Source organism: Thermosynechococcus sp. Uc, assembly GCF_029335995.1.
In the GTDB taxonomy this organism is placed as follows: Bacteria; Cyanobacteriota; Cyanobacteriia; order Thermosynechococcales; family Thermosynechococcaceae; genus Thermosynechococcus.
Window position 1 is genome coordinate 1 of the sequence record NZ_JARJMS020000080.1, and the last position, 26,010, is coordinate 26,010.

25 protein-coding genes are annotated in these 26,010 nt (G+C 54.3%); 14 read left to right on the plus strand and 11 right to left on the minus strand.

Annotation, left to right across the window (positions count from 1 at the left end):
- The 6 genes from P3X23_RS08835 to recN all read right to left on the minus strand — a co-directional run.
- A partial coding sequence (locus tag P3X23_RS08835) for a hypothetical protein (RefSeq protein ID WP_300875588.1) occupies window positions 1-565 on the minus strand: 565 nt, incomplete at its 3' end.
- 62 nt (window positions 566-627) lie between these two features.
- A complete protein-coding gene (csaB, locus tag P3X23_RS08840) occupies window positions 628-1,647 on the minus strand; it encodes a polysaccharide pyruvyl transferase CsaB (RefSeq protein WP_300875591.1) in 1,020 nt (339 codons plus the stop codon).
- Window positions 1,644-2,339 carry a sirohydrochlorin chelatase gene (locus P3X23_RS08845; RefSeq protein WP_300875594.1) on the minus strand — a complete coding sequence of 232 codons (696 nt, stop codon included), beginning with the start codon at window positions 2,337-2,339 and terminating at the stop codon, window positions 1,644-1,646. Before P3X23_RS08845 ends, csaB begins: the two co-directional genes overlap by 4 nt.
- A complete protein-coding gene (hisS, locus tag P3X23_RS08850) occupies window positions 2,336-3,604 on the minus strand; it encodes a histidine--tRNA ligase (RefSeq protein ID WP_300875597.1) in 1,269 nt (422 codons plus the stop codon). The genes P3X23_RS08845 and hisS overlap by 4 nt, the downstream gene beginning before the upstream one ends.
- 41 nt (window positions 3,605-3,645) lie before the next feature.
- Window positions 3,646-3,972, minus strand: coding sequence for a resolvase (locus P3X23_RS08855; RefSeq protein ID WP_300875600.1), 327 nt, complete (start codon window positions 3,970-3,972; stop codon window positions 3,646-3,648).
- A 102-nt stretch (window positions 3,973-4,074) separates the two neighbouring features.
- Window positions 4,075-5,799: a DNA repair protein RecN gene (recN, locus tag P3X23_RS08860; protein WP_300875606.1), complete on the minus strand. Its 1,725-nt coding sequence runs from the start codon at window positions 5,797-5,799 to the stop codon at window positions 4,075-4,077.
- A 149-nt stretch (window positions 5,800-5,948) separates the two neighbouring features.
- Between recN and crtR the strand changes: the two genes are divergently transcribed.
- From crtR to P3X23_RS08875, 3 genes are read left to right on the plus strand one after another with little or no spacing between them, the layout of a single operon-like run.
- Window positions 5,949-6,836, plus strand: a complete 888-nt coding sequence (crtR, locus tag P3X23_RS08865) for a beta-carotene hydroxylase (protein WP_300875609.1) — start codon at window positions 5,949-5,951, stop codon at window positions 6,834-6,836.
- 14 nt (window positions 6,837-6,850) lie between these two features.
- Entirely contained in the window at window positions 6,851-7,810 is a 960-nt protein-coding gene (locus tag P3X23_RS08870) for an ABC transporter ATP-binding protein (protein WP_300875611.1), read from the plus strand.
- Between the two features lie 50 nt (window positions 7,811-7,860).
- The gene (locus P3X23_RS08875; RefSeq protein ID WP_300875613.1) at window positions 7,861-9,099 is read left to right on the plus strand and encodes an endo-1,4-beta-xylanase; all 1,239 of its coding nucleotides are present in this window, start codon (window positions 7,861-7,863) and stop codon (window positions 9,097-9,099) included.
- 2 nt (window positions 9,100-9,101) lie between these two features.
- Here P3X23_RS08875 and P3X23_RS08880 read toward each other — a convergent pair whose 3' ends face one another.
- Window positions 9,102-10,754 carry an aldehyde dehydrogenase family protein gene (locus P3X23_RS08880; RefSeq protein WP_300875615.1) on the minus strand — a complete coding sequence of 551 codons (1,653 nt, stop codon included), beginning with the start codon at window positions 10,752-10,754 and terminating at the stop codon, window positions 9,102-9,104.
- A 158-nt stretch (window positions 10,755-10,912) separates the two neighbouring features.
- Here P3X23_RS08880 and sufC point away from each other — a divergent pair, with 158 nt between their 5' ends.
- Entirely contained in the window at window positions 10,913-11,695 is a 783-nt protein-coding gene (sufC, locus tag P3X23_RS08885; protein WP_300875618.1) for a Fe-S cluster assembly ATPase SufC, read from the plus strand.
- On the plus strand, window positions 11,692-12,978 hold the full coding sequence (gene sufD / locus P3X23_RS08890) for a Fe-S cluster assembly protein SufD (protein ID WP_300875622.1): 1,287 nt from the start codon (window positions 11,692-11,694) through the stop codon (window positions 12,976-12,978). The genes sufC and sufD overlap by 4 nt, the downstream gene beginning before the upstream one ends.
- On the opposite strand, the gene P3X23_RS08895 is transcribed toward sufD, so the two are convergent.
- Window positions 12,970-13,599: a Crp/Fnr family transcriptional regulator gene (locus tag P3X23_RS08895; RefSeq protein WP_300875624.1), complete on the minus strand. Its 630-nt coding sequence runs from the start codon at window positions 13,597-13,599 to the stop codon at window positions 12,970-12,972. The genes sufD and P3X23_RS08895 overlap by 9 nt on opposite strands.
- A gap of 96 nt (window positions 13,600-13,695) precedes the next feature.
- Window positions 13,696-14,208 carry a flavodoxin FldA gene (gene fldA, locus P3X23_RS08900; protein ID WP_300875627.1) on the minus strand — a complete coding sequence of 171 codons (513 nt, stop codon included), beginning with the start codon at window positions 14,206-14,208 and terminating at the stop codon, window positions 13,696-13,698.
- 365 nt (window positions 14,209-14,573) lie between these two features.
- Between fldA and P3X23_RS08905 the strand changes: the two genes are divergently transcribed.
- From P3X23_RS08905 to P3X23_RS08945, 9 genes are all read left to right on the plus strand, one after another.
- Window positions 14,574-15,272: a response regulator transcription factor gene (locus P3X23_RS08905; RefSeq protein WP_300875630.1), complete on the plus strand. Its 699-nt coding sequence runs from the start codon at window positions 14,574-14,576 to the stop codon at window positions 15,270-15,272.
- Between the two features lie 73 nt (window positions 15,273-15,345).
- On the plus strand, window positions 15,346-17,913 hold the full coding sequence (gene leuS, locus P3X23_RS08910) for a leucine--tRNA ligase (RefSeq protein ID WP_300875632.1): 2,568 nt from the start codon (window positions 15,346-15,348) through the stop codon (window positions 17,911-17,913).
- Window positions 17,914-18,060: 147 nt separating this feature from the next.
- Complete coding sequence (locus tag P3X23_RS08915; protein ID WP_300875635.1) at window positions 18,061-18,267, plus strand: DUF2839 domain-containing protein; 207 nt, start codon at window positions 18,061-18,063, stop codon at window positions 18,265-18,267.
- A gap of 7 nt (window positions 18,268-18,274) precedes the next feature.
- On the plus strand, window positions 18,275-19,522 hold the full coding sequence (locus tag P3X23_RS08920) for a D-alanyl-D-alanine carboxypeptidase (protein ID WP_300875637.1): 1,248 nt from the start codon (window positions 18,275-18,277) through the stop codon (window positions 19,520-19,522).
- Window positions 19,523-19,525: 3 nt separating this feature from the next.
- A complete protein-coding gene (locus tag P3X23_RS08925) occupies window positions 19,526-21,157 on the plus strand; it encodes an ATP-binding protein (protein WP_300875639.1) in 1,632 nt (543 codons plus the stop codon).
- 51 nt (window positions 21,158-21,208) lie between these two features.
- Window positions 21,209-21,436, plus strand: a complete 228-nt coding sequence (locus P3X23_RS08930; RefSeq protein ID WP_300875641.1) for a ferredoxin family protein — start codon at window positions 21,209-21,211, stop codon at window positions 21,434-21,436.
- Window positions 21,433-22,566 carry an N-acetylglucosamine-6-phosphate deacetylase gene (nagA, locus tag P3X23_RS08935; RefSeq protein ID WP_300875643.1) on the plus strand — a complete coding sequence of 378 codons (1,134 nt, stop codon included), beginning with the start codon at window positions 21,433-21,435 and terminating at the stop codon, window positions 22,564-22,566. The genes P3X23_RS08930 and nagA overlap by 4 nt, the downstream gene beginning before the upstream one ends.
- 154 nt (window positions 22,567-22,720) lie before the next feature.
- Window positions 22,721-23,596: a tetratricopeptide repeat protein gene (locus P3X23_RS08940; RefSeq protein ID WP_300875644.1), complete on the plus strand. Its 876-nt coding sequence runs from the start codon at window positions 22,721-22,723 to the stop codon at window positions 23,594-23,596.
- Between the two features lies 1 nt (window position 23,597).
- Window positions 23,598-24,137, plus strand: coding sequence for an N-acetyltransferase (locus P3X23_RS08945; protein ID WP_300875646.1), 540 nt, complete (start codon window positions 23,598-23,600; stop codon window positions 24,135-24,137).
- Here the strand turns inward: P3X23_RS08945 and recA are convergent.
- Together recA and P3X23_RS08955 are read right to left on the minus strand one after the other, a co-directional pair.
- Complete coding sequence (recA, locus tag P3X23_RS08950) at window positions 24,104-25,162, minus strand: recombinase RecA (RefSeq protein ID WP_300875648.1); 1,059 nt, start codon at window positions 25,160-25,162, stop codon at window positions 24,104-24,106. The two genes, P3X23_RS08945 and recA, sit on opposite strands and share 34 nt — an antisense overlap.
- Window positions 25,163-25,234: 72 nt before the next feature.
- On the minus strand, window positions 25,235-26,010 hold a 776-nt coding region (locus P3X23_RS08955), incomplete at its 5' end, for a hypothetical protein (protein WP_300875650.1).

Genomic DNA, 26,010 nt, shown 5'->3' on the forward strand with positions numbered 1-26,010 from the left:
ACGACGGCTCACCGCCACTGGGTTGGCGCTGCAAAAAGTGGAGAAAATCCAAGAGTTCTTCATCGGTCAGTTGCTGGCGCGATCGCTTGCCATAGCGTTCGAGTAAACAGGCACGGCCTTGGGCTTCTGTCCATCCCAAGCGTTTCATTTCCAATGTGGTTTGGGCAATTTCATCCGACAGATCCACAGGTTCGCGCTTGGGGGGGAGCTTCTCGCTAGCAGGTTTGGCCGCTGGCTTACTGCGATGGGGATTGGGAGGGGGCGTGGGTTCTAGGAGCAGATCGGTACTGCCGGCCTCTGACAAAGGAGCCGCCGCAAGGGCTGCAGGGGGGTGGGGAATCAATTCCGCTTCCGTTTGCACAGGCAGGTGAATACCAAGAAGTTGCAGGGCACGCTGGCGGGCACTATCTTCCGCCTGTTCTAGAGTTGGGGCAGCAGCCATCCCCGTAGCTAAAATGGTATCCCCCACTAGGAGAGTAGTTTTGACAATAAAGAGACCGTCGTGAATTTGCAGTAAATCACTAACAATGCTGCCGGTGGGATAGCGGCGATGGAATTCGTTCATGGGGTGCCGCAACAAAACGACGCATCGAGTTAATCTTATCCTATCCTTGTTGGGGGGCTGGCCTAGAGCAGATTCAGTACTGCCTTGTGAACCGCAGCCGACCGCCGGTAGGGTTGATAGTCGGGCAGGGGGGCTGAAAATGTCTGCTGCCATTGCTGAATCAAGGCAGTGGGGTCAGTGGGTAATGCTTCTACTTCAACCCCGGCCATACCCGTATCGGCCATTAAGTAACTCACCTTGGGATCGTAGCTAAGGGCAAAACAGCGACAGCCAACACTGGCCGCCATAATCAGGGCATGGAGGCGCATGGCGATCGCTCCTGCCGTTGTTGCCAAAAGTCCCTTCATCTCGCGAGGATCTTCACAGGACACTAATTGCGTCTGCTCAGGTATCAATGCCCCATAGAGATCCTCAGCCAAGGGCAAATCCTGTTGAGGTTGAAAGGGCAACAGCAAAAGTGACACACCTGTTTCTTGCTGCCACTGCCGCAGGGCCATTTTCAGCAACTGCCAGCGATCGCCCGTCAGGTGCCGATGGGGACGCAAGCACACAGCTATGGGCGCCCTTTCCTTAGGGGGCAAGAGCGGACGCGCCGACATCAGCCACACAGGATCGGCGCCCTGTTGATGGGGAATCCCCCACTGCCGCAGGAGGGCAGCTGATCCGGAATCCCGCACCGTAACTGCAAGACAGCGACGCAGAAGGACTCGAGTCCACCACCGATACAGGGGAGATCGCACCGGTCCAATCCCCTGCGCCCAGGCAATCGTACGACAGCCAAACCGCTGCGCAAGGGTCATCAAGCCAAGGTAATAGAGGGGGCTGCGCCAACTCGTCACATCTTGAATCAGGCTCCCGCCGCCCCAAATAAAAGCTTGGCTCTGTTGTAGGGTGCGCAGTACCTTTTGCCACTGTCGGCGATCGCAGGTGGCAACGCCATAGCGGGCTGCTGTGGCCGCAGGATGACCACTGAGGACAACTGGTGAAAGGTGGGGGGGCAACTGTTCAAGGAGCGTCGCTAGGAGGGCTTCATCCCCAGCATTGCCATAGCCGTAGTAGCCACAGACAAAGACTTGACTCATACAACAGTCTCCACCAGCGGCACTGCCTGAAGAATCTGTCGAAGAACGTTGATCAAGGAGGGGAGGGGTTGAATGGCTGGCACCAGAGAAACGGAGTGGTGGGGATACCTAACTTGCAGTGTTGCTAATTGGTGGTGCACCTGATCGACGGTTTTACCACCAAAGAGAAAGTAGCCATAAACTTTGCTACTGGTATAGCCTTGAGCCATCCGCGCCTCAATCGCATGATCTAAACTTCCCACGTGTGTCAGCAGTGCTGGACGCACACCACAGGTCTGACACAGCTCCTCAAACCAAGGGAGGACTTCAGGGCGACGACTACCGTGGCTAAGGAGAATGTGGGCGGATTCATGGGCGATCGCCAATTGTAACCACGCCCGAAAGAGCGGTTGTTCCCCTAAAAAAGGAAGCAATTCGATAGGAAGCACAGAGTTGGCTGCCGCGATCGCTAGCGGTAGATCCACCACCACATGATTGCCCGGCAACAAAAAAAGGGGCAAGATCACCATCCGCTCCGCCCCTTGAGCCTGTGCCCGCTGACTAAACTGGCGAATCTGCTCAGGTAGTGGTGCCCCTTCAAGCGTTCCCCAACTGACGTTGCCCAAACTGGCCAATTGTTGGCAAACTAATGTCATTCCCTGCTGTGGTTCAGGGGCAGGACTGCCGTGGCTAATGAGAAAGTAGGCCCTCATGCCGAAGCAAAGAAGCGCGATCGCCAGTTCTCGCTCAAGAGTTCCCGTTGCGATACCAAGACCTGCTCGCCAGAGGTTAACCACTTCACCTGTACGGTGTGATCCGTAGCTTCACTTTCCCCAATCACCAGACACACCGTGGCACCGACGCGATCGGCGCGTTTCACCTGCTTACCAAAGGCGCTGCCGCTAAGATCCACTTCTACGGTATAGCCTTGATGTCGTAATTGCTGCGCCAAGATCAGCCCTTGGCGTTCGGCAGCTTCGCCACGGGTCACCATATAGAGGTAGGGTGCCGTCCGTGGCGGTAAGGGGCGCTCCCGCAGGAGTAAAATCAACCGTTCCAGACCCATGGCCCAGCCAATGGCGGGTGTGGCAGGTCCTCCTAATTCTTCGACAAGATGGTCGTAGCGCCCTCCCCCACAGACCGTTCCCTCATTGCCTAAGCTTAAGTCCTGAAATTCAAAGGCCGTGTGGGTGTAGTAATCAAGGCCCCGCACAAGGGCAGGATGAATCTGGTAGTTGATGCCGAGATCCTGCAAGAGGGATTGCACCTGCTCAAAATGGTTGCGCGATCGCGGACTGAGATAGTCCAGCAGCCGAGGGGCTTCCTTGACAATGGCTTGGGTTCGGGGGTCTTTGCTATCGAGAATGCGCAGCGGGTTGCGGTCCAGACGTTCTTGGGAATCGGGGTCTAGGTCGGCTTTGTAGGGCGTGAGGTAATCCAGTAGGGCTTGACGGTATGCACTGCGATCTTCGCGATCGCCCACAGAGTTGAGCATGAGGGTTAACTCTTTTAGTCCCAAAGCCTGCAAGATATCCAAAGCCACGGCAATTACCTCCGCATCGGCCCTAGGATCGGCACTCCCTAACACTTCTACCCCTAACTGGTGAAACTGGCGATAGCGGCCGGCTTGGGGGCGCTCATAGCGAAACATCGGGCCTAGGTACCACAGGCGTTGCACCCCCCCCTGGCTGTGGAGGCCATGCTCGATATAGGCGCGCACTACCCCTGCTGTGCCTTCGGGGCGCAGGGTTAGCGACCGCTGAGCGCGATCGTTAAAGGTGTACATTTCCTTACTGACAATATCGGTAGCTTCTCCAATCCCCCGCTCAAAAAGAGGGGTGTATTCAAAAATAGGGGTGCAAATTTCGTGGTAGGCGGCGCGATCCAAAATCTGGCGGGCAGTGGTTTCCAAGTACTGCCAATAGACCCGCTCAGCGGGCAAAATGTCGCGCGTTCCTCGGGGTGCTTGCAAACCCATGGGGCAGTTGTGAGCAAATGAAACAGACGTATTATAACTGCCTAGCTCCCTAGTAACTTCTCCACTCGCTCCAGAATCTCGCGCATCTGCCTTAACTCCCCTAAGATCTCCCTCAGGAGGTCAGGGGTGGGATTAGGGGGAATGGTTTTCAATTCTACATGGAGCGTGGTAATACCCATGACATCGCGGGCAAAGCGCGCCACTTCGTTGGGGTGAAACAGCAGTGGTTCGCGGCGAGTTTTGCGATGCTCTGGGTTGAGGCGTTGGGGATCAAAGGGGGGATTGATGGTGTCTTTACTAGTATTGACATACCGGTAGATGGAGGCACGGGAGCGGCGGAGAATCTGTTGTACTTGATCAATGGTCATTAATTCATCCCCCTCCCCCGAATAGGCAGGATACTGCATTGAGAATGACCAAACGGTAATGCGGCTATCAAATTTACTCTAAATAACACGGAAATTAATCTGTTAAGTTTTCATTGTCACTTCTTCTGAGTCTAGGTCGGCGGGAGAGGGGCGCTGTTGCTGCGCCAACAAACCACTGGCAAAAGAGAGGGCCACAGTCGAGCGATCGCCCCCCGCTAAATCCGCAAGAGCTTGGACACGTGCCTCATCGGTTAAGTATTGTACACAAATTGTTGTTGTTGAATTGGTTGAATCAATCTCCTTGTGCACCAAATAGTGGTGATCCGCTGCTGCTGCAATTAGGGATTGATGGGTAACGCACAACACTTGATGGGTTTGACCCAAGCGACTTAAGCTCTCGGCAATTGCCGCCGCCACTCGTCCAGAGACGCCCGCATCAATTTCATCAAAAATCAATGTCTTTGGTGTTTGTTGGGTCGTCAGGCAGGTCTCCAGCGCCAGTAAAAAGCGACTCATTTCACCGCCGGAGGCAATCTCCCCAAGGGGTTGCAGGGGCTGGCCGGGGTTGGCACTCCAGAGAAAGGTAATCTCCTCAGCACCGGCGCTGGTCACCTCCGTGGGCGTGAGCTGAACCGCAAACTGGGCTTGGGGAAGACCGAGGGGTTTGAGGTGTACCAGTAAGTCGTGCTGTAAGCGTTCGGCTGCCCTTTGCCGCAGCTGGTGGAGTTGGGCGCTGGCTGCTTCGAGGGCTTGTCGCAGTCGGCTAACTTCTGCTTCTAAAGACTCTTGGCTTGTGGATTCTTGACTCAGGGCTGCCAATTCTGCTTGGCTGCGATCTCGATAGGCAATGACACTGGCCAAATCGGGGCCGTACTTGCGGCACAACCGTTGCAGTTGGTGCATCCGCTGACCTAGGGCATCCAGCGTGGCCGGATCCGCCTCAAGGCGATCGGCATAGCTGCGCAGTTGGCGGGCGGCTTCCATCGTGTGGGCGATCGCCCCCTCCAACAATTCGCCAATGGGCTGCAGCTCCGGATCCCAGGCGGCAATTGCTTGCAATGCCCCTTGGGCTTGCGCCAGCAGGGTCACCACGCTGGGTTCTCCTTCGTAGAGAAGGTGATAGGCTTGCCGACTTTGAGCTTGTAGTTCCTGCACATGGCTGAGGCGTTGATAGTCCTGTTGCAACTGGGTCAGTTCTTCAGGATCTTCTAAAGCAGCAGGCAGCAGTTCCTGGAGTTGAAAGCGAAGTAAGTCCAGGCGTTGGCGGCGCTGCTGTTCTTGAGCAGCAAAGTCTTGCCATTCTCGCTGCCGCGCCTGCCAGGCACGATAGGCTGCTGTCACCTGCTGCCGCTGGGCTATTAAGGCCTCGCCGCCATAGCGATCAAGCCAATCCCGCTGCTGGGCAGCACTGGCCAGTTGCACCGCCTGTCCTTGGGCAGTAAGGCGCACAAGGTGTTGCCGCAGTTCCTGAAGTTGTTGGCGATTCACTAGCACACCGTTGACTCGACTGCGACTGCGAAACGTATCCCCCTTGAGACCAAACTCACGGGTACAGATTAGTTCATCCCCTTCAGCATCAATTTCTAGGAGGGCCAGCCACTCTCTGACGGGGGGTGTGATGGTGAAAATCGCTTCAATACAGCCCTGCTCTGTCCCCGAACGCAACTGCCGTGCCGAGAGCTTGCCCCCCAAAAGAGCATCAATTGCATCAAGGAGAATAGACTTTCCTGTCCCTGTTTCCCCTGTGAGGACATTCAAGCCCCGCCGAAAGGTCACCTCCAGCTCTGCAATGAGGGCAAAATTCTCAATCCGCAGCGTTTGTAGCATTGTGGCTCCACTAGAGCAACGATTCTAGGGCAATCCTTAGGAAAAAGCTGCGACCCACTTTTGGGATCGTGTGACTTGATTTTGTACCGCTGATTAGCCTACATAGTAGAAGGTAACATTTTGCAACAATGTGAGGAGCAACCGCGCCGATGATCACGGAGGTAGCCATCCCGGCCACGGTTCCCAAGGAATTTTTAGGTCCCCCGGTGGGCTTTAATCCCACACTGGTGATGTTTTTTGCTGCATTTGCGATCGCCCTTCTCTCCACTTGGGGCTACTTTCAAGTGCATTGGCCGGGCTGGATTTCCTTTGTGGCTAATATGTTGGCCTTGCACCTGATGGGCACAGTGATTCATGATGCCTCCCACAATGTTGCCCACAGTAACCGCATCATGAATGCAATCATGGGTCATGGCAGCGCTTTGATGTTAGGGTTTGTCTTCCCTGTCTTTACCCGCGTCCACATACAGCACCACGCCCATGTCAATGATCCCGAAAACGATCCTGACTATTACGTTTCCAAAGGGGGACCATTGTGGCTCATTGCGCCCCGCTTCTTTTACCATGAGGTTTTCTTCTTCAAGCGGCGACTTTGGCGAAAATACGAACTTCTAGAGTGGCTTCTCAGTCGTCTGACGGTGCTGGGCATTGTCACCTTTGCGGCGCTGAATGGCTATTTAGATTATGTGCTCAACTACTGGTTCTTACCAGCGGGGGTCGTGGGTCTGATGCTGGGTCTATTTTTTGACTATTTTCCCCATCGCCCCCACACAGAGCGCGATCGCTGGCACAATGCCCGGGTCTATCCCAGTTGCCTTCTGAACATCTTGATTTTTGGCCAAAACTATCACCTGATCCATCATCTCTGGCCCAATATTCCCTGGTACAAAGTTCAGCCTGCCTACTATGCTGTCAAACCCCTCTTGGATGCCCACGGCTGTAAGCAGACCCTTGGTATATTTGAACCAGGGAATTTCCTACCCTTTCTCTACGATGCGTTGGTGGGCTTGCACTTCCATCGCTCTCGTTCTTCCTGAGGTCAATCTCTGCTATGGCGACTGAGGCTGCGGGCGATCGCCCCCTCGTGGTGGCGGTCGAGAATTTACAAAAGTCCTATCGCAGCGGCTTCTGGCTGCGCACCGTGCTCACCCCCCTCCAGTCAGTGTCCCTAGAGGTGCGCCAGGGGGAAACTTTTGGTCTGCTAGGTCCCAATGGTGCCGGCAAGACAACATTCCTCAAGATTCTCTTGGGACTCGTGAAGCCCAGTGGCGGTCAGGGCACGCTGCTGGGGCATCCCTTGGGCGATCGCGCCGTGCGGCAGCGGATTGGCTACCTGCCGGAAAACCCCTACTTCTACGACTATCTGACAGCTTGGGAGTTCCTAGAGTTTACCGCGGGACTCTTTGGCCTCAGTACCGCTACCCGCAAAGAACGCATTCCCCTCCTTTTGGAGATGGTTGGCCTCAACCTCAAGGACGCCCGCAAAAAGCAAATGCGCCGCTATTCTAAGGGGATGGTGCAGCGGGTCGGCTTGGCGCAAGCCCTGATTAACGATCCTGAAGTGGTGTTTTTGGACGAACCCATGTCGGGTCTCGATCCCCTTGGCCGCTACCAAATTCGTGAGATTATTCTTTCCCTAAAACAGCAGGGCAAGACCATCTTCTTCAATAGTCATGTCCTAGCGGACGTGGAGGCCATTTGTGATCGCGTTGGCATTTTGGCCCAAGGGCAATTAATTTGTGCTGGCAGCGTGGATGAGCTTCTCGGCAGTAGCGAAGCTTACCATGTGGTGGGCACAGGGGGTCATGTGGATGGCCTTCAGGAATGGCTCTATTCCTTAGAAATTCAGGGCGATCGCTGGCAAGGAACCATCAAAATTCCCCTGCCACGTTTTCTCGCCTTGGTTGAAGAAATGGGGGGCAAAATCCTACAACTGCGCCTTGCTCGCCCCACCCTAGAAGAGTTTTTTGTGGAACAACTGCGCCAACAGGGGATTCAAGTCACCCATTAGGAAGCTGGGGACAGCTCCCATCCGTCTGACGCTCTATTTGAGGATTGATTATGCTGAACTGGCGCCGTTTTCTCTGGGGGAGTTGCTTGGTGGCTCTTTTAGGGGTTGCCTGTGGAACCCCTTCCTTTTCGGTAGCCACCGATGCCCTTAGCCAGAAAATTGAGCAATTACGGCAGGCGCCCCTCACGGTAATTGTTGAGAATACCCAAGGCCGTCCGATTCCCAATGCCCGCATCGAACTGGTGCAACAGCGCCATGCCTTTCCCTTTGGCGTTGCCCTCGATACGGAGATGTTTCGACCTTCACCGCCGCCGGCAGCCAACTGGTACAAGCAGACGGCGCGGGAAAACTTTAACGCTGCTGTACACGAGAATGCGCTCAAGTGGTACGAGTTGGAACCAGAGGCCGGCAAGCTGGACTTTACCATGGCTGACACCATCTATAGTTGGGCGCAAGCACAGGGCTGGCCAATGCGCGGACATACCCTCTTTTGGGAAGTGGAGCAGTTTAACCGGCCTTGGCTCAAGACCCTGCCGCCAGAGCAATTGCGCGCAGCGGTCAAAAACCATGCCATTAGCGTCTGTCGTCACTACCGCGGTCGCATCAATGAATTTGATGTCAATAATGAAATGCTCCATGGCAACTTTTTCCGCAGTCGCCTTGGCGAGGGCATTGTCAAAGAGATGTTTGCATGGTGCCGTGAGGGGAATCCTGACGCGATTCTCTATGTCAACGACTACGGCATCATTGAGGGGGATCGCCTGAATGACTATGTGGAGCAGATTCGCAGCCTCTTGGCTCAAGGGGTTCCCCTTGGCGGTATTGGCATCCAAGCCCATCTGGAATATCCCTTGGACGAGGCCAAGATGCAGCGTGCCCTCGATACCCTTGCCCAGTTCAATCTGCCCTTGAAAATTACCGAAGTGAGCGTGAGTTTGGCCGATGAGCAGCAGCAGGCACAGACCCTGCGCCAGATTTACCGCATTGGTTTTGCCCATCCGGCAGTGAAGGGAATTTTGCTCTGGGGCTTCTGGGCTGGCAACCACTGGCGCCCCCAAGCCGGACTCTATCGCCAAGACTTTTCCGCTAAGCCGGCAGCGATCGCCTACCGCAAACTCCTCTTTGAGGAGTGGTGGACAAAGGCAAATGGCCAAACGAATGCCCAGGGCCAATGGCAAGGACGCGGTTATCTCGGTCGCTATCGCTTGACAGTTAAAGCGAAAGGCCAAACCCACACCCAGGAGTTGGAATTGCCCCAAGGGGGGACAACTGTAACTGTGCGGCTGTGAGCCTAGCCTTGCATTGCTGCTGTCAAGAGAGAGAGCCACGCCAAGGGATTGCCGCCAGCGTAGATCGCCATCACTGCCTGAGCTAGCCGAGTCAGCGTGCGATGGCCGTAGAACCAAGGGGGGGTCACCGGTAACCGGAAGGGAACGCGAATCACAGCCTTTTCCGGATAGTCAAAAAGGAAACTGTTGTGCACTACTCCCACCCCAGAGCCAATGGCCGCTGGTGTATGGCCGGGGAATGCGCCCCAAGGGGTACAGCCTAACCCATAGGCCAAGGAAACCCAAGCATTAATGGCAATAGAGCCGTAGCGCAGTTGGGCGATCGCCTGCTCCAGCACCTCTGTATGGCTGGCCTCAGTCCGCGGATCAATCATCACACTACAGCCAAGTGTGCCCCAGAGCCGCTCATTGACGAAGGGCACGGCAGCGGCAAGAAAGGCGGCGGCATCGTTGACGGGCAATTGCACCTCTGCTAACAGACCACAAAAGACCTCCTCTTGAAAAATACGAGGGTTAGCGGCAGGAGTGAGGCCTTCAATCAAGGTCCAGGGAATTGTGCCTTCCACTGCGGGACTGAGCGCCGTGGCTTGGGGATAGTCGGCCACAAAAGACCGGTAACGGGCGATCGCCCCCGGATAGTAAGCAGGGCGGGGCGGCATCTCTCGCAGTTGTGCCTTGAGGGCATTCAGGAATGCCTCCCGCTGCGGCCATCCTGCAGCCGTGACAAGGATTTGCGCCCCAATGCAGTTGAAGCTGGCGTTATGAACCAAGGCACTGGCCACTTGGCGGGCTTGGTACAGGAGTTCTGCTGCTGTCCATTCCCCAGGAACCATCAACAGGGGAGTGACATTGCCCAGTTCCGCTGTGACGGGTTTGGTCAGCTTGCGTTGTTGGCGGGCTTTGCGAATGGCCTGCTCCGCCGCTGTTTCTCCCCAAACAAGGCGATTGTAGGTATGGTGGGAGCCGGTAATGTGAATGTGCTGCGTCAACGGATGATGGCAGAGGGCTTCCCCCATCGCGGCATCTCCTTCAACAATCTCAAGGAAACCCGCTTCAATGAGGGGGGCACAGATCCTGCGAAAACACTCCGTCAAAGGAGCCAAGAGGGGATTCATCTTCAGCAGTGCCACGCGATTGGCCGCCACCAGTTGATAGAGGGCATCCGCCAAGCACAACGATGTGATATTGCCAGCCCCCAACACCACGGCAACTCCCGGTGGCGGTGGGTTACGGTAGGCATTCCCTTGGCTGGTGGATTGATTAGGTTGGATGTAAACTTCGGCTTTCACCCCAAACCAGAGTAGGCGCTCTTGCCAATTGCGCGGCAGAATCTCGGCGATCGCCTGACCACTGGGGGTGGTTCGCCAGCGGGGCACTGGGGGGGCTGCCCCGTGACGCAGGGCATGGAGATAGTGATCCAGCTTGAGAATGAGTCCCAGAGGGCCTGTTGTCCACTCTTCCCCTGCCCAGACCCCTTGGGGATCAATGCCTTTGATTTGACAGGCTAAGTTCACCCATTCTGTGGCGTGGCGACGGGCAAGGGCTTTGATGGGTTGGAGGTAGGGAATCCGTTGCCGCGGAGAGAGATTCTGCCAATGGCTGGCCTGCTGATGGAGGCGTTCAAGCTCAGGAATCGTCGCTGTTGAAAGTGTCATAGCAGTTGGTTGCTTGGCTCCTGTAAGCACTGTTTGACAGCGGTGCCGGTTCGGGGCGTGCTGTTGTTCTCAATACTCCTCTGCCAAGAAACTCAATCGCGATCGCCAGCCCGCTGCGCTACATTAAAAAATTATGAACGATGCAAGGGAGGTAAGGCGTGATTCGTCCCGACAGCGAAGTCATTTTAGAAGTCCGAGAACTGACGGCCAGTGTGGAGAATACCCCCATTCTCAAAGGCCTGAACTTGACCATTCGCGCGGGAGAAATCCATGCCCTCATGGGGCCTAATGGCTCCGGCAAAAGCACTTTCTCCAAAATTCTCGCGGGCCATCCCGACTACACAGTAACGGGTGGCACAGTGCTTTACAAAGGCAAAAACCTGTTGGAACTGCCCCCTGAAGAGCGTGCCCGCGAAGGCGTCTTTTTGGCGTTTCAATACCCCCTTGAAATCCCAGGGGTGAGCAATCTCGACTTTTTGCGGGTGGCCTACAATGCCAAGCGGAAGCACCAAGGCCGCGATGAACTGGATGCCTTTGACTTTGATGATCTGGTGCGGCAGAAAATTGAACTGGTGAAATTAGATGAGGGCTTCCTCAATCGCGGCGTAAATGAGGGCTTTTCCGGCGGTGAGAAAAAGCGTAACGAAATTCTGCAAATGGCACTCTTAGAGCCAACCCTTGCCATCCTCGATGAAACGGACTCTGGTTTGGATATTGATGCGCTGCGGATTGTGGCCAATGGCGTTAATCAATTGAGCCGCCCCGATAACTGTATTCTCCTGATTACCCACTATCAGCGGCTGCTGGACTACATCGTGCCCGACTATGTTCACGTTATGGAGGGGGGACGGATTATCCTCACCGGGACGAAGGAACTGGCGTTGGAACTGGAAGCGCGGGGCTATGACTGGGTTCGCGAAGAGGAGGTTGCTACATCATGACAATTACAGTCAACGTCAATTCCGATCAAGCGGATCTGCCCAAAGCTAGTCGTGCCAATGAACTCAATGATTTGTTGACCTTGGCACCGCCTCCGCGTCACGCTGAACTAGAACCTTTACGCCAAGTCGCCCGCGATCGCCTCCATGAGCAAACGTTACCTACCCCCCGCGATGAGGACTGGCGCTTTACAGATTTATCGGCTTTGCGCACGCGATCGTTCCAAGCCCCTATTGCCCCTCTCCATCCAGAAATTGTTGCTGAAGTACGGCATCTGCTGTGTGAGCGCAGTTTTCCCACTGTTGCCCAAATTGTCCTAATTGACGGCTATTTCTGTGGGGAACTCTCCCGTGTGAATGCCACTGGGGTTGAGTTATTGCCCCCCTCAATGCCAGCGATCGCCCCCCCAGAGGTCTTCAGTGATCTCAATACAGCAATGCTTGTTGATCGGGTTTGCCTACGCCTAACGGGATCCTTGGCTGAACCTGTAGAAGTATTTTTTGTTAGTAGTCGGCAGCAGCAGAGTGTTGTTTCACCCCGCCTTTCCATTGAAGTGGCAGCCTACGGTCAAACGACCCTGATTGAGCGCTTTTTGTCTTTGACGGGCGATCGACAGTTTACCAATAGCGTCACGGAACTTTCCCTGGGTGCCAGTGCCCATCTGCGCCATGTACGGATGCAACACCAATCACCAACAGCAATTCACATTGGCTGTACAGTAGTTTGCCAAGCCCCAGACAGTTGCTACGAAGGACACGCCATTGATTTGGGGGGATGCTTGAGCCGCCACAATTGGCAGGTGCAGATCTACGGCAGTGGTAGCCAGACAATCCTGAAGGGACTGGCGATCGCTATGGGTGAACAGATAATGGATACCCACACGGCTGTCTTCTTCCATGCGCCCCATAGCGGCAGCGAACAGATTCACAAGTGCATTCTTGGCGATCGCGCCCACGGCATCTTTAATGGCCGCGTAGTTGTGCCTCAAGTGGCGCAACTAACAGATGCCAAGCAACTCAATCGCACGCTGCTGCTTTCTGACAAAGCCCGTGTGGATACCAAACCCCAACTAGAAATTGTTGCCGACAACGTCAAATGCTCCCACGGTGCTACCGTTAGCCAGCTGGCCGCCGAGGATATCTTCTATCTGCGCAGTCGCGGCCTTGATGAGCACCAAGCTCGGGATCTACTGGTGAAGGCCTTTGCCCTTGAGCAACTAGCCGATATTGAGCCAGACCCCCTACGGCAGGAAATTGAAGAAGCGCTCTTGGCTAAACTACATTAAAACCTGCTTTACTCTATTGCTGGGTGAGTCTTGCTTGGGGAGAACCAGGTGGCGATCGTGCCCCCAGTAGAGGCGCTGCTGCTGCACCAGTTGATGTAGCAAGCGCGTTACCGTGACGCGAGTTATACCAGTGTAGTGGGAAAGTTGAGCATGGGTGAGCCGCACAGACAAGCGGACACCATTGGGTATTTTGACACCAATCATTTGAGCCAGTATGACCAAAAGTTCATACAACCGCTCCAAGGCGCTGGGATAATGAGCTGCCTTCAAAAAGAGATCACTGTAATGCTGACGATACTGTAGCCCTTGGTAAACGAGTTCCTGTAAATGGGAGGACTCGCGTACCTCAGCGCCTGTAAACGAAAGGAGACAACTTGGACTGAGGGCTTGCATTTCATAGCAAAAATCAGTGGAGCCACAAATGGCCATTCCCGCAGTCCCAAGACCAACAAAACAAAGATTACCGTCGCCGTCCACAAGATTTATCTCAAGGATTCCAGTTTGAATGAACCAAATACGTTCGTGGAGAAGAAGTGAGGCTTTAGCCGAGAGTTCAGAAACTTGGTCACCCTTATTCCTAGGGGTGTAGGGATCAACGGCTGCAGGGAGAAGAACTGACATGTTTCCAATGCTAGAAAAAGAATGATTATTTTTATCAAAGGGAGAGGCAACTCGTAATTACCAATTCACTGAGTTGCCCCAAAGGAGTTGAGAAACCTAAAGACCGAATTCCTTTTTAAGCTGTGTTACCCACTGCTGAATTCGCTGATCTGTCAAATCGGACTGGTTCTCCTCGTCAATGAGTAGTCCTACAAACTGCTCTCCCCGCAGCGCTTGGGATTCCCTAAACTCATAGTTTGTAGTTGGCCAGTAGCCTACGGTTACTCCGCCGCGTTCACTGATTTTGGCTTCCAGAATACCAATGGCATCGCCAAAGTTATCGGCATAGCCCACCTGATCCCCTGCACCAAAGTAGGCCACCTTTTTACCCCTAAAATCAATGTTGTCTAGCTCATCGTAAAAACCATCCCAATCAGCTTGGAGTTCCCCTAGATTCCACGTGGGGCAGCCAATTATCAAGTTATCGTAGGCCTCGAAGTCAGTGGGGTCTGCTGCTGCAATGTCGTGAAGTTGAACAACGGCTGTACCCGCAAAAGCCACTTGAATTTTCTCTGCAATTATTTTGGTATTCCCTGTTTGAGTGCCGTAAAATAAACCAATTGTTGCCATTGATAACGCCCTCTTAACTGTTGTTTATGGCATTCTCCTAGGATGTTCTGGGGCAATCGGCAGGCACTGGAGGGAGAGGAACAGAATATACCCCCTCCTCCTTATTATTGCAAATTTATCTCAAATATAACCCTGGGGTTTACCCTCAGAGGCGCAAAGCAGTTGATCGTGCCCTTGTGCGTAACTATTGGTTAATTACCCGTCCTACCAACCCTTAGCTGCGTACCCTTTGGGTAGAGCTGTTCTACAACGAACAACTGACTGCTGGCGATCGCTACCTCAACGAGGAACAGCAAAACATGCGACTAATTAGTTGACGGAGAACTTCGCTAAAATTTTGGTGTCCATTGACCATCAATTAGGGCGTGGAGCACATTCTCCTGCTAGAAGATGAAACAGAACTAGCTGATCCCTTGGGTCGTATCCTGCGCCAAGAGGGGTATCACGTTGATATTGCCTATGATGGTGAAACGGCTCAAACCTACTGGCAAATGCAGCGCCCCTACCACCTGTTGATTTTGGATTGGATGGTGCCGTCGCCCACGGGACTAGAACTCTGTCAACAATTGCGCCAAGCGGGTGATGAGACCCCCGTTCTCTTTCTCACTGCTCGGGATACGGTAGACGATCGGGTGTGCGGTTTAGATGCCGGTGCCGATGATTACTTGGTCAAGCCTTTTGAACTGCGGGAATTGCTGGCACGGGTACGGGCACTGCTGCGGCGGCGGCAGACAACAGGATGTACAGTAGCCATTCTCTGCTGGCAGGATTTGCGCCTAGATGTTGAAAGTCGCCTGCTCTACCGCGGACAACAGTGCATCTGCCTCTCAGAAAAAGAAACAGCACTTTTGGCACTGTTCCTCAAGCACCCAACAGAACTCCTCAGCCATGAGTTGATTGCCAGCCAACTGTGGCCCAATCAACCCTGTGTGAATCGCAATCTACTGGCAGCACAAATTCGACTTCTGCGCCGCAAAATTGAGCATACGGATGAACCCTCCCTGATTCAAACGGTCTATGGTCAAGGGTATCGGCTACGACCAGTTGCTCCACTTGAACGCTAAGGATACTGCTGCCGCCTCTTGGATGGCTAGGCTCCAGATACAATAGATAAACTGTTTTTTCGGGAAGACTGTTGTGGACGATCGCTACGACCCCCAAGTGATTGAGGCCAAGTGGCAACAGGAATGGGCTGCACGCCGGATTGATCGCACCGACACCGATCCGAAAAAGCCCAAATTTTATGCCCTCTCGATGTTTCCCTATCCCTCTGGAAACCTGCACATGGGGCACGTTCGCAACTACACAATTACCGATGTCATTGCCCGCTGTCGGCGAATGCAAGGCTATCGTGTCCTCCACCCCATGGGCTGGGATGCCTTTGGCCTGCCGGCAGAAAATGCCGCCATTGAACGGGGGATTCATCCCCGCGTCTGGACACAGCAAAACATTGGCCAGATGCGCCAAGAATTGCAACGTCTTGGTCTCTCCTACGACTGGGAGCGGGAGGTCACCACTTGCTCTCCCGACTATTACCGCTGGACCCAATGGCTATTTTTAGAATTCTTTGAGGCGGGGTTGGCCTACCAGAAGGAAGCGGCCGTAAATTGGGATCCGGTTGATCAAACCGTTTTGGCCAACGAACAGGTAGATAGCGAAGGGCGGTCTTGGCGATCGGGTGCCTTAGTGGAACGGCGCCTTCTCAAGCAGTGGTTCCTCAAAATTACCGCCTACGCTGAGGAACTGTTGAACGATTTAGAACAGTTGACGGGCTGGCCAGAGCGGGTGAAATTAATGCAGGCCAACTGGATTGGCAAGTCCACCGGTGCCTATCTGGAGTTTCCCGTTGTCGGCAGTGGGGAGAAAATTCCTGTCTTTACCACCCGTCCCGATACCGTCTATGGGGTCACCTACGTGGTACTGGCACCAGAACATCCCCTCACCCTGAAAGTGACCACAAGTCGCCGCCGCAAAGTGGTGGAGGCTTTTATTGCCAGTGTGCAGCAGGAAAGTGAACTCGAACGCACAGCGGGCGATCGCCCCAAACGCGGTGTGGCCACCGGCGGCAAAGCCCTGAATCCTTTTACCGGTGAAGAAATTCCCATCTGGATTGCCGACTATGTGCTTTACGAGTATGGCACCGGTGCCGTCATGGGCGTTCCGGCTCACGATGAGCGCGATTTCCAGTTTGCCAAAGCCCATCGGCTTCCTGTGCGCCAAGTCATTATTCCCCCCGATGGCAAAGCCAGTGTCCGCCTCAAGGCTGCCTATACGGAGCCGGGGAAACTAATCAACAGCGGCCAATTTGACGGCATGGACTCCGCCACAGCTAAAGTAGCTATTACCGAATATGCAACCAGCCAAGGTTGGGGACGTGAGCAAGTGCAGTATCGGCTGCGGGATTGGCTCATTTCTCGTCAGCGCTATTGGGGTGTCCCCATTCCCATCATTCACTGTCCGCACTGTGGGGCGGTGCCTGTGCCGCGCTCCGAACTACCCGTCCTGCTGCCGGAAGAGGTCGAGTTTAGCGGCCGTGGGCCTTCTCCCTTAGCGAAACTGGCTGCATGGCGGGATGTCCCCTGCCCGAAGTGTGGTGCCCCTGCCCAGCGGGAAACCGATACCATGGATACCTTTATTGATTCCTCGTGGTACTACTTCCGCTATGCCGATGCTCGCAATAGTGAAGCCCCCTTTGACCCAGCAGCCATTCAAGACTGGCTACCGGTGGATCAGTATGTGGGGGGGATTGAACACGCCATTCTTCACTTGCTCTACTCCCGCTTTTTCACCAAAGTGCTGCGCGATCGCCAGCTAGTCCATGTGAGTGAACCTTTTCAACGGCTGCTGACCCAAGGCATGGTACAGGGACGCACCTACAAAAACCCCCGCACTGGCAAATACGTGATTCCCAGCCAAATTGCTGACCTCAACTCTCCAACAGATCCAGAAACGGGTGAACCGTTGGAGGTTGTCTATGAAAAAATGTCGAAATCCAAGTACAACGGCGTTGCCCCCGGCGATGTCATCCAGCAGTACGGTGCCGACACCGCCCGAATGTTTATCCTTTTCAAAGCGCCACCGGAAAAAGATCTAGAGTGGGACGATGCCGACGTGGAGGGGCAGTTTCGCTTTCTCAACCGCGTCTGGCGCCTGGTGCAAACCTTCAAAGCCAACGGCGGTCAGCTTCACCAGCCCTTGCCCACCACCCTCAGCAAAGCTGAGAAAGACCTGCGCCGTGCCATTCACACTGCCATTAAAGAAATCAGCGACGACCTTGAAGGTGACTATCAACTCAACACCGCCGTTGCTGAACTGATGAAACTCAGCAATGCCCTCAGTAGTGCCGACTGCTACACCTCCGGGGTTTATAGCGAAGGCATCCAAACCTTGCTCACCCTCCTAGCCCCTTTTGCCCCCCACATCAGCGAAGAACTCTGGCAACAATTGGGGGGCAGCGACTCCATCCACCGCCAACCTTGGCCAAAAGCAGATCCGGCGGCACTGGTGGCCGAGGAGATCACGGTGGTCATTCAAGTGATGGGCAAAACTCGCGGCGCGATCCAAGTGCCCGCTACGGCTAGCCAACAAGAGGTAGAACAGGTAGTTCAGGCCTCCGAGCTAGGTCAACGCTATCTGGCAGGCAAGCAAATCAAGAGGGTCATCTACGTGCCCAGTAAGCTCATTAACTTTGTTCTGGAGGCGTGAACGATTTTAACTAAAATTACTGGCAAAATTACCAACAACCCCTCTGCCCTCTTGCTAAGGTTTGGGGAATTTTGAGAGGATAAAGGCATACCCAATTGTACAGCAGCATCTAGAATTGGGAGCATCGGCTGTTGGGAGCAGTAAGTTATGGGTGAGGCAAAGCGGCGTCAGCAGACCTTGGGGGATACCTATGGTCAAAAGAAGGGGAGCTGGCTCAAGAAGGAGCAACTGCTGCTGATTCAAAAGTGGGTGACCCGCGGCACCTGGGTGGGGATTGGCCTGCTGGTGGTTATTTGGCTTACGGTTCGCTTTATTGGCCCAAGTCTGGGGTGGTGGCAATTGGCGGCAAATTAGAACGGAGATGTTAGAGCTTTTGGCAATGCTGGTATGGTACTGGGGGCAACCGCCCCTAGAGACACTCCAGTTACTGCTTTTTCCTCCGCAAGTGGCATTACATCAGTACCGCGATCGCTACCTAGAAGCCCTAGCTCAAGCAGGCTTTTCCCCCCATCAACAGGGCATTTGGGTTCAAAGTACCCAACAACTCCTCGTGAACCACCAAGGCGATCGCCCCCTTTCTGCTGCCTCGGTCACTAAAATTGCCACCAGCCTTGCCGTTCTCGACAAATATCCCTTTGACTATCGGTTCCTCACCCGCATTGGCACCACTGGCTCAATACAAAAGGGGGTTCTCAAGGGAGATTTGGTCTTAATTGGGGGCAATGATCCCCTCTTTGTCTGGGAAGAGGCGATCGCCATCGGCAATGCCCTCAATCGCCTTGGGATTCGTCAAGTGCAAGGGGACTTAGTGATCGTCCCTCCCTTGCAGATGAATTTTTACCCTGAACCACAGACTGTAGCAGAACTCTTCAAATTGGCTTTGGATTGGCGCCGCTGGACACCGGAAATTCAAGCCGCTTATGCGCAGCACCTCCAGGGACAGCCACGCCCACAAGTAAGTATTGCAGGGGCAACACGCTTCCAAGGGACGCTCCCGGCCAATGTGAGGATTCGCCTCGAGCATCGCTCTTTGCCTTTGGGGGAAATTGTGCGGCAAATGAATATCTACAGCAACAATGAAATCGCAGAAACCCTAGCGGCAATGGCCGGGGGAGCTGCCAGGGTAGCTCAAGTGGCTGCCCGCAAAGCCAATGTGCCTCCCAGTGAGATTCAACTCATCAACGGCTCAGGTCTAGGGGAAGAGAATCGAATTTCTCCCCGTGCCGCCTGCGGAATGCTTTTGGCTCTTCAGGAGATGCTCGCCCAGAAAAACCATAGCCTAGCAGATGTCTTACCCATGGCTGGGCGCGATCGCGGGACGTTAGCGAATCGTCAACTGCCCGTAGCGACCCTAGTGAAAACCGGCTCTCTTTGGAATGTAAGCGCCCTCGTGGGAGTCTTGCCTACAGCTAAACACGGCACCGTCTGTTTTGCTCTCCTCAATCGCGGAGATAACCTAGAGGGGTTTCGGCGGCAGCAGGATCGCTATGTGCAACACCTGAGTCAGACCCTTCAGCCCAGTCCACAACCGGGTGCTGAATTCCAAAGCACAGCAACTGCATCCCGCTTAGGGGAACCACAGCGCATCAAAGTTCTGGCGGCTGAATAGGCAATGAATGCTAAACAGATAGGAATTGTTGTTCAAGGCTCTCTCACTCAGGGCTTGGAAGTGCGCCTTAGCGGCAATGTTTCCGTCGAGGAACTGCGGGTGGGCCAATTTTTGGTAATTCAGGGTCAGCGATCGCGCTTCTTTTGCCTGCTGACGGATGTTGTGCTTGGCAGTGCTAATCCCCGTATTCTCTTGAATCCTCCTGCCCTTGAGGATACGTTTTTGCAGGAGGTACTAGCGGGTACGGGCACGTTTGCCACGCTGAGTGTGGCTCCCATGTTGATGATCCTCAACGATGGACAGGACTTACTGCCTGTAAAAACCATCCCTGCCCATTTCAGTCCCGTCTATGAAGCCAGTGAGCGAGACTTTCGCGCCGTCTTTGGCTGGGAAGACGATCCGCAGCGGCGCAATTTTGCCATTGGCACCCCCTTGGATATGCAGGTACCCATTTGCTTAGATTTGGATCGCTTTGTGGAGCGCAGTAATGGCGTATTTGGCAAGTCGGGTACAGGAAAATCCTTTTTGACGCGGCTGTTGCTGTCGGGGATTATCCGCAAACAGGCGGCGGTGAACTTGATTTTTGACATGCACTCGGAGTATGGCTGGGAGGCAACCCGCGAAAGTAAGCACCTCAGCACCGTTAAAGGATTGCGGCAACTGTTTCCGCAGCAGGTCAAGATCTATACCCTTGACCCGGAATCTACACAACGGCGAGGGGTGCGGGATGCTCAAGAACTCTACATTGGCTTTGATCAAATTGAGGTAGAAGACTTGGCGCTGGTGCAATCGGAGCTGAACCTCTCGGAGGCCAGCCTTGAAAATGCCATCATTTTGCGCAATGAGTTTGGCAAAAGCTGGATTAGTCGTCTGCTGGTGATGACCAATCAGGAAATTCAAGAATTTTGCGAAACCAAGATGGGCAGCAAGGCCTCAATCATGGCCCTGCAACGGAAACTGACGCGGCTGGAACAGCTCAAGTACCTGCGCAACACCTGTACCAAGAACTACATTGGCCAGATTTTGGAGACCCTTGCGGCCGGTCAACACGTGGTGATTGAGTTTGGCTCCCAAGCCAATCTGCTCTCCTATATGCTGGCTACAAATATTATTGCCCGCCGTATTCACCAAGCCTATGTGCAGCAGTCGGAGGTGTTTTTACAAACCAAAAATCCCAGCGATCGCCCGCGGCAACTGGTCATTACCATTGAAGAGGCTCACCGCTTTTTGGATCCCGCCACAGTTAAGCAGACAATTTTTGGCACGATTGCCCGCGAAATGCGCAAGTATTTTGTTACCCTCCTTGTTGTGGATCAGCGACCTTCGGGCATTGACAGCGAGATCATGTCGCAAATTGGCACCCGCATCACTGCTCTGCTCAACGATGAAAAGGACATTGAGGCAATCTTTACTGGAGTTGCAGGTGCACAGCAGTTGCGCTCGGTTTTGGCCAAGCTCGATTCTAAACAACAAGCGCTGGTGCTGGGTCATGCCGTGCCAATGCCAGTGGTCATCCAAACCCGCAGCTATGACGAAACCTTTTATGCCGAGATTGGCGATCGCGATTGGGAGGCATTACCCACCCCAATGTTACTGGAGGCCGCTCAAGCAGCCAAGTCAGATTTAGGGATCTAGCCTTGGGCTTTAGAATTGAGATCTAAATCCACTCTCATTGAGGAGAACACTGTGGCTCACACCATTGTCACGAACATTTGTGAAGGGGTTGCCGATTGTGTTGAAGCCTGTCCAGTGGCCTGCATTCATCCAGGGCCGGGCAAAAATACCAAGGGCACCGATTGGTACTGGATTGATTTTGCCACTTGTATTGACTGCGGCATTTGCCTGCAGGTGTGTCCCGTGGAGGGGGCAATTGTCCCTGAAGAACGACCCGATTTGCAAGCAACACCGGCATGATGGCGGTGCAATGGCTGGATCGCGTGCAACTGGCGGGGCGCGATCGCTGGCAACAGGTACAACTCACAAATGGCACAGTGACGGCGATCGGCACTAACCTAATTCCCCGCGAGTGTCTTGACGTACTGGACTTTAACGGCGACTATCTCTCCCTTGGAGGCGTAGATCTGCAAATCAACGGTGCCTTGGGCATTCCCTTTCCTAGGTTAACAACCGCAGAGCCGCTGCAAAAAATTGGCCGCTATCTTTGGCAGGCGGGGATTGATGCCTACGCACCGACAATTGTTACAGCTCCCCTGCAGGAAATTCAAGCTGCTTTGGCCGTCATTCACCAGTACCAGCCAAATTCCCAGCACCCTGAGGCTGAGATTGTGGGGGTGCATTTGGAGGGGCCTTTTCTCAATCCCCAGAAACGGGGCGCCCATCCCCAAGCCCATCTCCAGCCCTTGACCCTAGAAAGGGTACAGGCTGTCTTAGGGGCGTTTACCACTGCCGTGAAAATCCTGACGCTTGCCCCTGAATTGGATGCCAGGGGTGAAGTGTTGCCCTACGTGAGGCAGTTGGGAATTACCGTCAGTTTAGGTCACTCCCTAGCCACGCTGGCGGAAGCCCAAGCGGCGTTTGCTGCCGGTGCAACCATGATTACCCATGCCTTTAATGCCATGCCTCCCCTGCATCACCGCGAGCCGGGGTTGTTGGCGGCGGCCTTGACAGATCGGCGGGTTTGGTGCGGCGTCATTGGCGATGGCGTTCATGTCCATCCCCAAATGCTGAAGGTACTCTGGCAGTGCGCAGGCGATCGCCTGTTTTTGGTCAGTGATGCCTTGGCGCCCCTAGGCTTAGGGGATGGCACCTACCCGTGGGATCAGCGACACATTGAAGTAAAAAATGGCACTGCTCGTCTTGAGGATGGTACCCTCTGTGGCACAACGGTGCCTCTTTTGGCCATGGTAGGACGCCTCGTGGATTGGGGGGTGTGCGACTTTGAAGCGGCGCTTGCCTTGGCGACGCTGCACCCCCGCCGTGCCATTGGTTTGACAACGGAGTTCATCGGACAGCCCGTGAGTCATTTGTTGCGCTGGCGATCGCCCCACCACTACGAGCGCTTACTACCAGCATTGGCAAAATAACATCGGCAGTTAAAGTACCTAACCCCCCATCTCGGGAAATTGCTTTACTTTCGGCTTTTCTACTCTGGCTAGCCCCCCTCAGGGGCCTCAAATACCGGTGGCGTATGGCAAACTAAAGAAGAATTCCCTTAGCTTGCAACTTGGAAACTGCATCGTGCCTAAAACGCTTGCCCGCTTAACCCTGAGTCTGGGTCTTGTCCTCCTAAGTGGCAGTTTGGCAGCGGCACAAGTGGTGTTACCGCGCACCCTTGAACTCAATGCCAAGGAGATGGAGCAAAATGGCTTTATCGTAGCCCAAGAAGCCCTGCAATTGGCACAGTTTCAGCAATTTCAAGAGGCTCTAGCGCGGGCAAAACTGGCAGTGCAGTTAGCTCCTCAGGCCCACGAAATTTGGGCATTACTGGGGGGGCTTTACCTTGCTGTCAATCAACCACAGGAGGCGGTGCCAGCTCTAGAGCAGTCTTTGAAACTCAATGACCAAAATCCCGGTGCTTACTTCAATTTAGGGTCTGCCCATTTTCGCCTAGGACAGTATGGCGCATCGGTGCGGGCAATTGAACAGGGATTGGCGCTTAAACCCGAAGCTAAAGAGGAATGGTTTAACCTTGGCAATGCCTATCTCAAACTGGGACAAAAGGATCGGGCGATCGAGCAATATCGCCGCTCCCTGCGCTTGGATCGACAGTTTTGGCCAGCCTATACCAACATTGGCCTTGTGCTCTATGAACAGGGGAATATCCGCCAAGCGGCGAAAAACTGGGAGCAGGCGGCAGACATTGATCCTAAGGCCAGTGAACCCAAACTCGCCCTTGCAACAGCCCTCCTGAAATTGGGGAATGAAGTGAAAGCCCTGCAACTGGCAGAGGAAGCCCTGCGCCTCGATAGCCGCTATGGCACGGTGGAGTTTCAGCGGGAAAACCTTTGGGGCGATCGCCTCGTGGCAGATACGCAAAGCCTATTGGCCAAGCCCCCCTTGCGGGCACTGCTGACTCAGCTCCAACGGGATCAATCTGTTCTCCCTCAACCCTAGGATGATTGAGATTCGTGCGGCAAAGATCACCGATCTTCCCAGTGTCGCTCAACTGGTGGCGCTGAGTTTTCACCCCGGCGGCGGTTGGCAAGCCCTTTGGCGGAGTTTTGTCCGGTGGGGAATTGAACAGGACTTACGCGATCGCTGGCATAAAGAGCGTCCCCACTACCATTGCTGGTTAGCTGTCATGCCCAAGGAAGCCTCTTTTTTCTGTGTGGGCAGTGTTGAAGTGCAGCTCCGTGAGATTCAGGGTCAGCCACACCCCTATCTTTCCAATTTAGCTGTGCATCCACACTACCGGCGGCGCGGGATTGGCCGGCAGCTCTTACACACTGTTGAAGTCAGCCTTTGCCCCACTTACTCTCGGCTTTATCTTCACGTCCTTGCCCAAAATCAAGCAGCACAACAGTTATATGCCCGCTGTGGCTTTGTAATGGTCGAGGAAAGCTTCACGTTTTGGGGAGAGCGCAAATTACTCCTAGGCAAGTCCCTTGTGGGCGATCGCTCCTATTCCCCTTCGGCAATTTCATCGTGGGTATAAGTCACCGTATTGGCGGAAACAACTGCCCCTTGGTCTAGCTTTTGCCGCACCTGCTGCTCCACCTCCTGAGCAAAGGCAGGATTCTCCTCCATGTACTTAATGGTGTTGTCGCGCCCTTGGGCAAGATTTTCACCGTTGTAGGAATACCAAGCCCCTTTACGGGTAATGACACCGGTTTCCTCGGCCATATCGAGAATGCAGCCGAGATTAGAAATACCCTTACCAAAAATGATGTCAAACTCGGCAATACGGAAGGGAGGCGCCACCTTATTTTTCGCCACCTTGACTTTGACTCGAATACCGAATTCTTCGGTTCCTCTTTTGAGAGTTTGCACACGCCGAATATCCAGCCGCACCGAGGCATAGAACTTAAGCGCCGTTCCCCCCGTCGTTGTTTCCGGGTTGCCGTAGGTGATGCCAATTTTTTGCCGTAATTGGTTTAGAAAAATCACGGTAGAGCCTGTTTTACCGATATTGCCAGTAATTTTGCGCAGGGCTTGGCTCATCAGGCGAGCCTGCAGACCCACATGGCTGTCTCCCATGTCCCCCTCAATTTCCGCACGGGGTACCAGAGCCGCAACGGAGTCCACCACTACAATATCCACTGCTGTGGAGCGCACCAGTTGATCCACAATTTCTAAGGCTGCTTCCCCAGTATCTGGCTGGGCAACCAACAGATTTTCAATGTCTACGCCGAGGGCAGCAGCGTAGGTGGGATCAAGTGCATGTTCGGCATCCACAAAGGCTGCCACCCCACCCGCTTTCTGGACTTCGGCTGCCGCATGGAGCGCCAAGGTGGTTTTCCCCGAGCTTTCAGGGCCATAAATTTCAATGATTCGTCCCTTTGGCAGGCCACCGCCTAGAGCAAGGTCAAGAGTCAGTGCCCCGCTAGAAATGGTTTCCACCTTCATCCGGGTGGCATCCCCGAGACGCATGATGCTGCCCTTACCAAAAGTGCGCTCAATTTGGGAAACGGCAAGCTCAAGGGCTTTGCGCTTCTCAGGGGAAAGGGTGGTGTCGCTCATAGGCAGCTGAACAAGTTGGCACTTTTCTAGATTAGCGGATTGTGAAATTGATGACTGACCTGACATGGCAGGTCAGACCAGCTTGCGGCGCACAACAATAGCATTGTTCCCTACCACAGGATCGCGAACAAGTAAACGACCTTCGGTATCCACAACAATTACGGTCTGATAGCCCAAGTCATGGGCAGTTTGCCAAAGGTTCTGCGCCAGTTGATCCTGTTTTTGGGGACTTAAATCATACCAACCATTGGCCAGCATCAATTCTAAGCGCTGTTCGCTGGGGGTAAGAGTCAGGGTGGGATCAAGGGCATTGCTGTAGCGATCGCAAATGGCGAGCAATTGCTGTCGAACGGTCAGGGTGTCACCCATGACGGGGGAAGAATTGGCGATCGCCACCGTGGCAGGGGTGGGTATGGGATTGGCAGGGGGTGGAGTGGTTGCCGCCATCGGTGTGGGAGTCAGGCGGGGTTGTACAAGGACACTGGGTTGAGGACGCTTCATCTCGTTTACCGTTGGCCGGGTGGGAGCTTGAAACCAACTCAGGGGCTTGAGCCAAAGTAGAATGAGGAATAGAGTGATGGCGATCCCAGTCAATGTCGCGCGATTGTAACGCGCCTGTAAATGGTTCGGCAGCCGTCGCTGCACCCAGCCCATGCCCTGCCACCATAGAAGTGCCCCTCGACTCATCCATGACTGTTCGGGATTTAATTCCTCTGGGGCGATCGCCCGTTGCGTAGCCACTCCCTTCAGGTGTTCCGCGGCCTTTTTGAACAGGTGACTCATCCCCTCAAGGGTGGCGATCGCTTCGCGCAATAGGAGGGGGAAAAGTTTTTGCCAAAGGGTGGGCT

Bases quoted from the DNA above. Each gene is read 5' to 3' on its own strand.
- csaB (WP_300875591.1), bottom strand. From the start codon at position 1,647: ATGAGTCAAGTCTTTGTCTGTGGCTACTACGGCTATGGCAATGCTGGG.
- P3X23_RS08845 (WP_300875594.1), bottom strand. From the start codon at position 2,339: ATGAGGGCCTACTTTCTCATTAGCCACGGCAGTCCTGCCCCTGAACCA.
- hisS (WP_300875597.1), bottom strand. From the start codon at position 3,604: ATGGGTTTGCAAGCACCCCGAGGAACGCGCGACATTTTGCCCGCTGAG.
- P3X23_RS08855 (WP_300875600.1), bottom strand. From the start codon at position 3,972: ATGACCATTGATCAAGTACAACAGATTCTCCGCCGCTCCCGTGCCTCC.
- recN (WP_300875606.1), bottom strand. From the start codon at position 5,799: ATGCTACAAACGCTGCGGATTGAGAATTTTGCCCTCATTGCAGAGCTG.
- crtR (WP_300875609.1), top strand. From the start codon at position 5,949: ATGATCACGGAGGTAGCCATCCCGGCCACGGTTCCCAAGGAATTTTTA.
- P3X23_RS08870 (WP_300875611.1), top strand. From the start codon at position 6,851: ATGGCGACTGAGGCTGCGGGCGATCGCCCCCTCGTGGTGGCGGTCGAG.
- P3X23_RS08875 (WP_300875613.1), top strand. From the start codon at position 7,861: ATGCTGAACTGGCGCCGTTTTCTCTGGGGGAGTTGCTTGGTGGCTCTT.
- P3X23_RS08880 (WP_300875615.1), bottom strand. From the start codon at position 10,754: ATGACACTTTCAACAGCGACGATTCCTGAGCTTGAACGCCTCCATCAG.
- sufD (WP_300875622.1), top strand. From the start codon at position 11,692: ATGACAATTACAGTCAACGTCAATTCCGATCAAGCGGATCTGCCCAAA.
- P3X23_RS08895 (WP_300875624.1), bottom strand. From the start codon at position 13,599: ATGTCAGTTCTTCTCCCTGCAGCCGTTGATCCCTACACCCCTAGGAAT.
- fldA (WP_300875627.1), bottom strand. From the start codon at position 14,208: ATGGCAACAATTGGTTTATTTTACGGCACTCAAACAGGGAATACCAAA.
- P3X23_RS08915 (WP_300875635.1), top strand. From the start codon at position 18,061: ATGGGTGAGGCAAAGCGGCGTCAGCAGACCTTGGGGGATACCTATGGT.
- P3X23_RS08920 (WP_300875637.1), top strand. From the start codon at position 18,275: ATGTTAGAGCTTTTGGCAATGCTGGTATGGTACTGGGGGCAACCGCCC.
- P3X23_RS08925 (WP_300875639.1), top strand. From the start codon at position 19,526: ATGAATGCTAAACAGATAGGAATTGTTGTTCAAGGCTCTCTCACTCAG.
- nagA (WP_300875643.1), top strand. From the start codon at position 21,433: ATGATGGCGGTGCAATGGCTGGATCGCGTGCAACTGGCGGGGCGCGAT.
- P3X23_RS08945 (WP_300875646.1), top strand. From the start codon at position 23,598: ATGATTGAGATTCGTGCGGCAAAGATCACCGATCTTCCCAGTGTCGCT.
- recA (WP_300875648.1), bottom strand. From the start codon at position 25,162: ATGAGCGACACCACCCTTTCCCCTGAGAAGCGCAAAGCCCTTGAGCTT.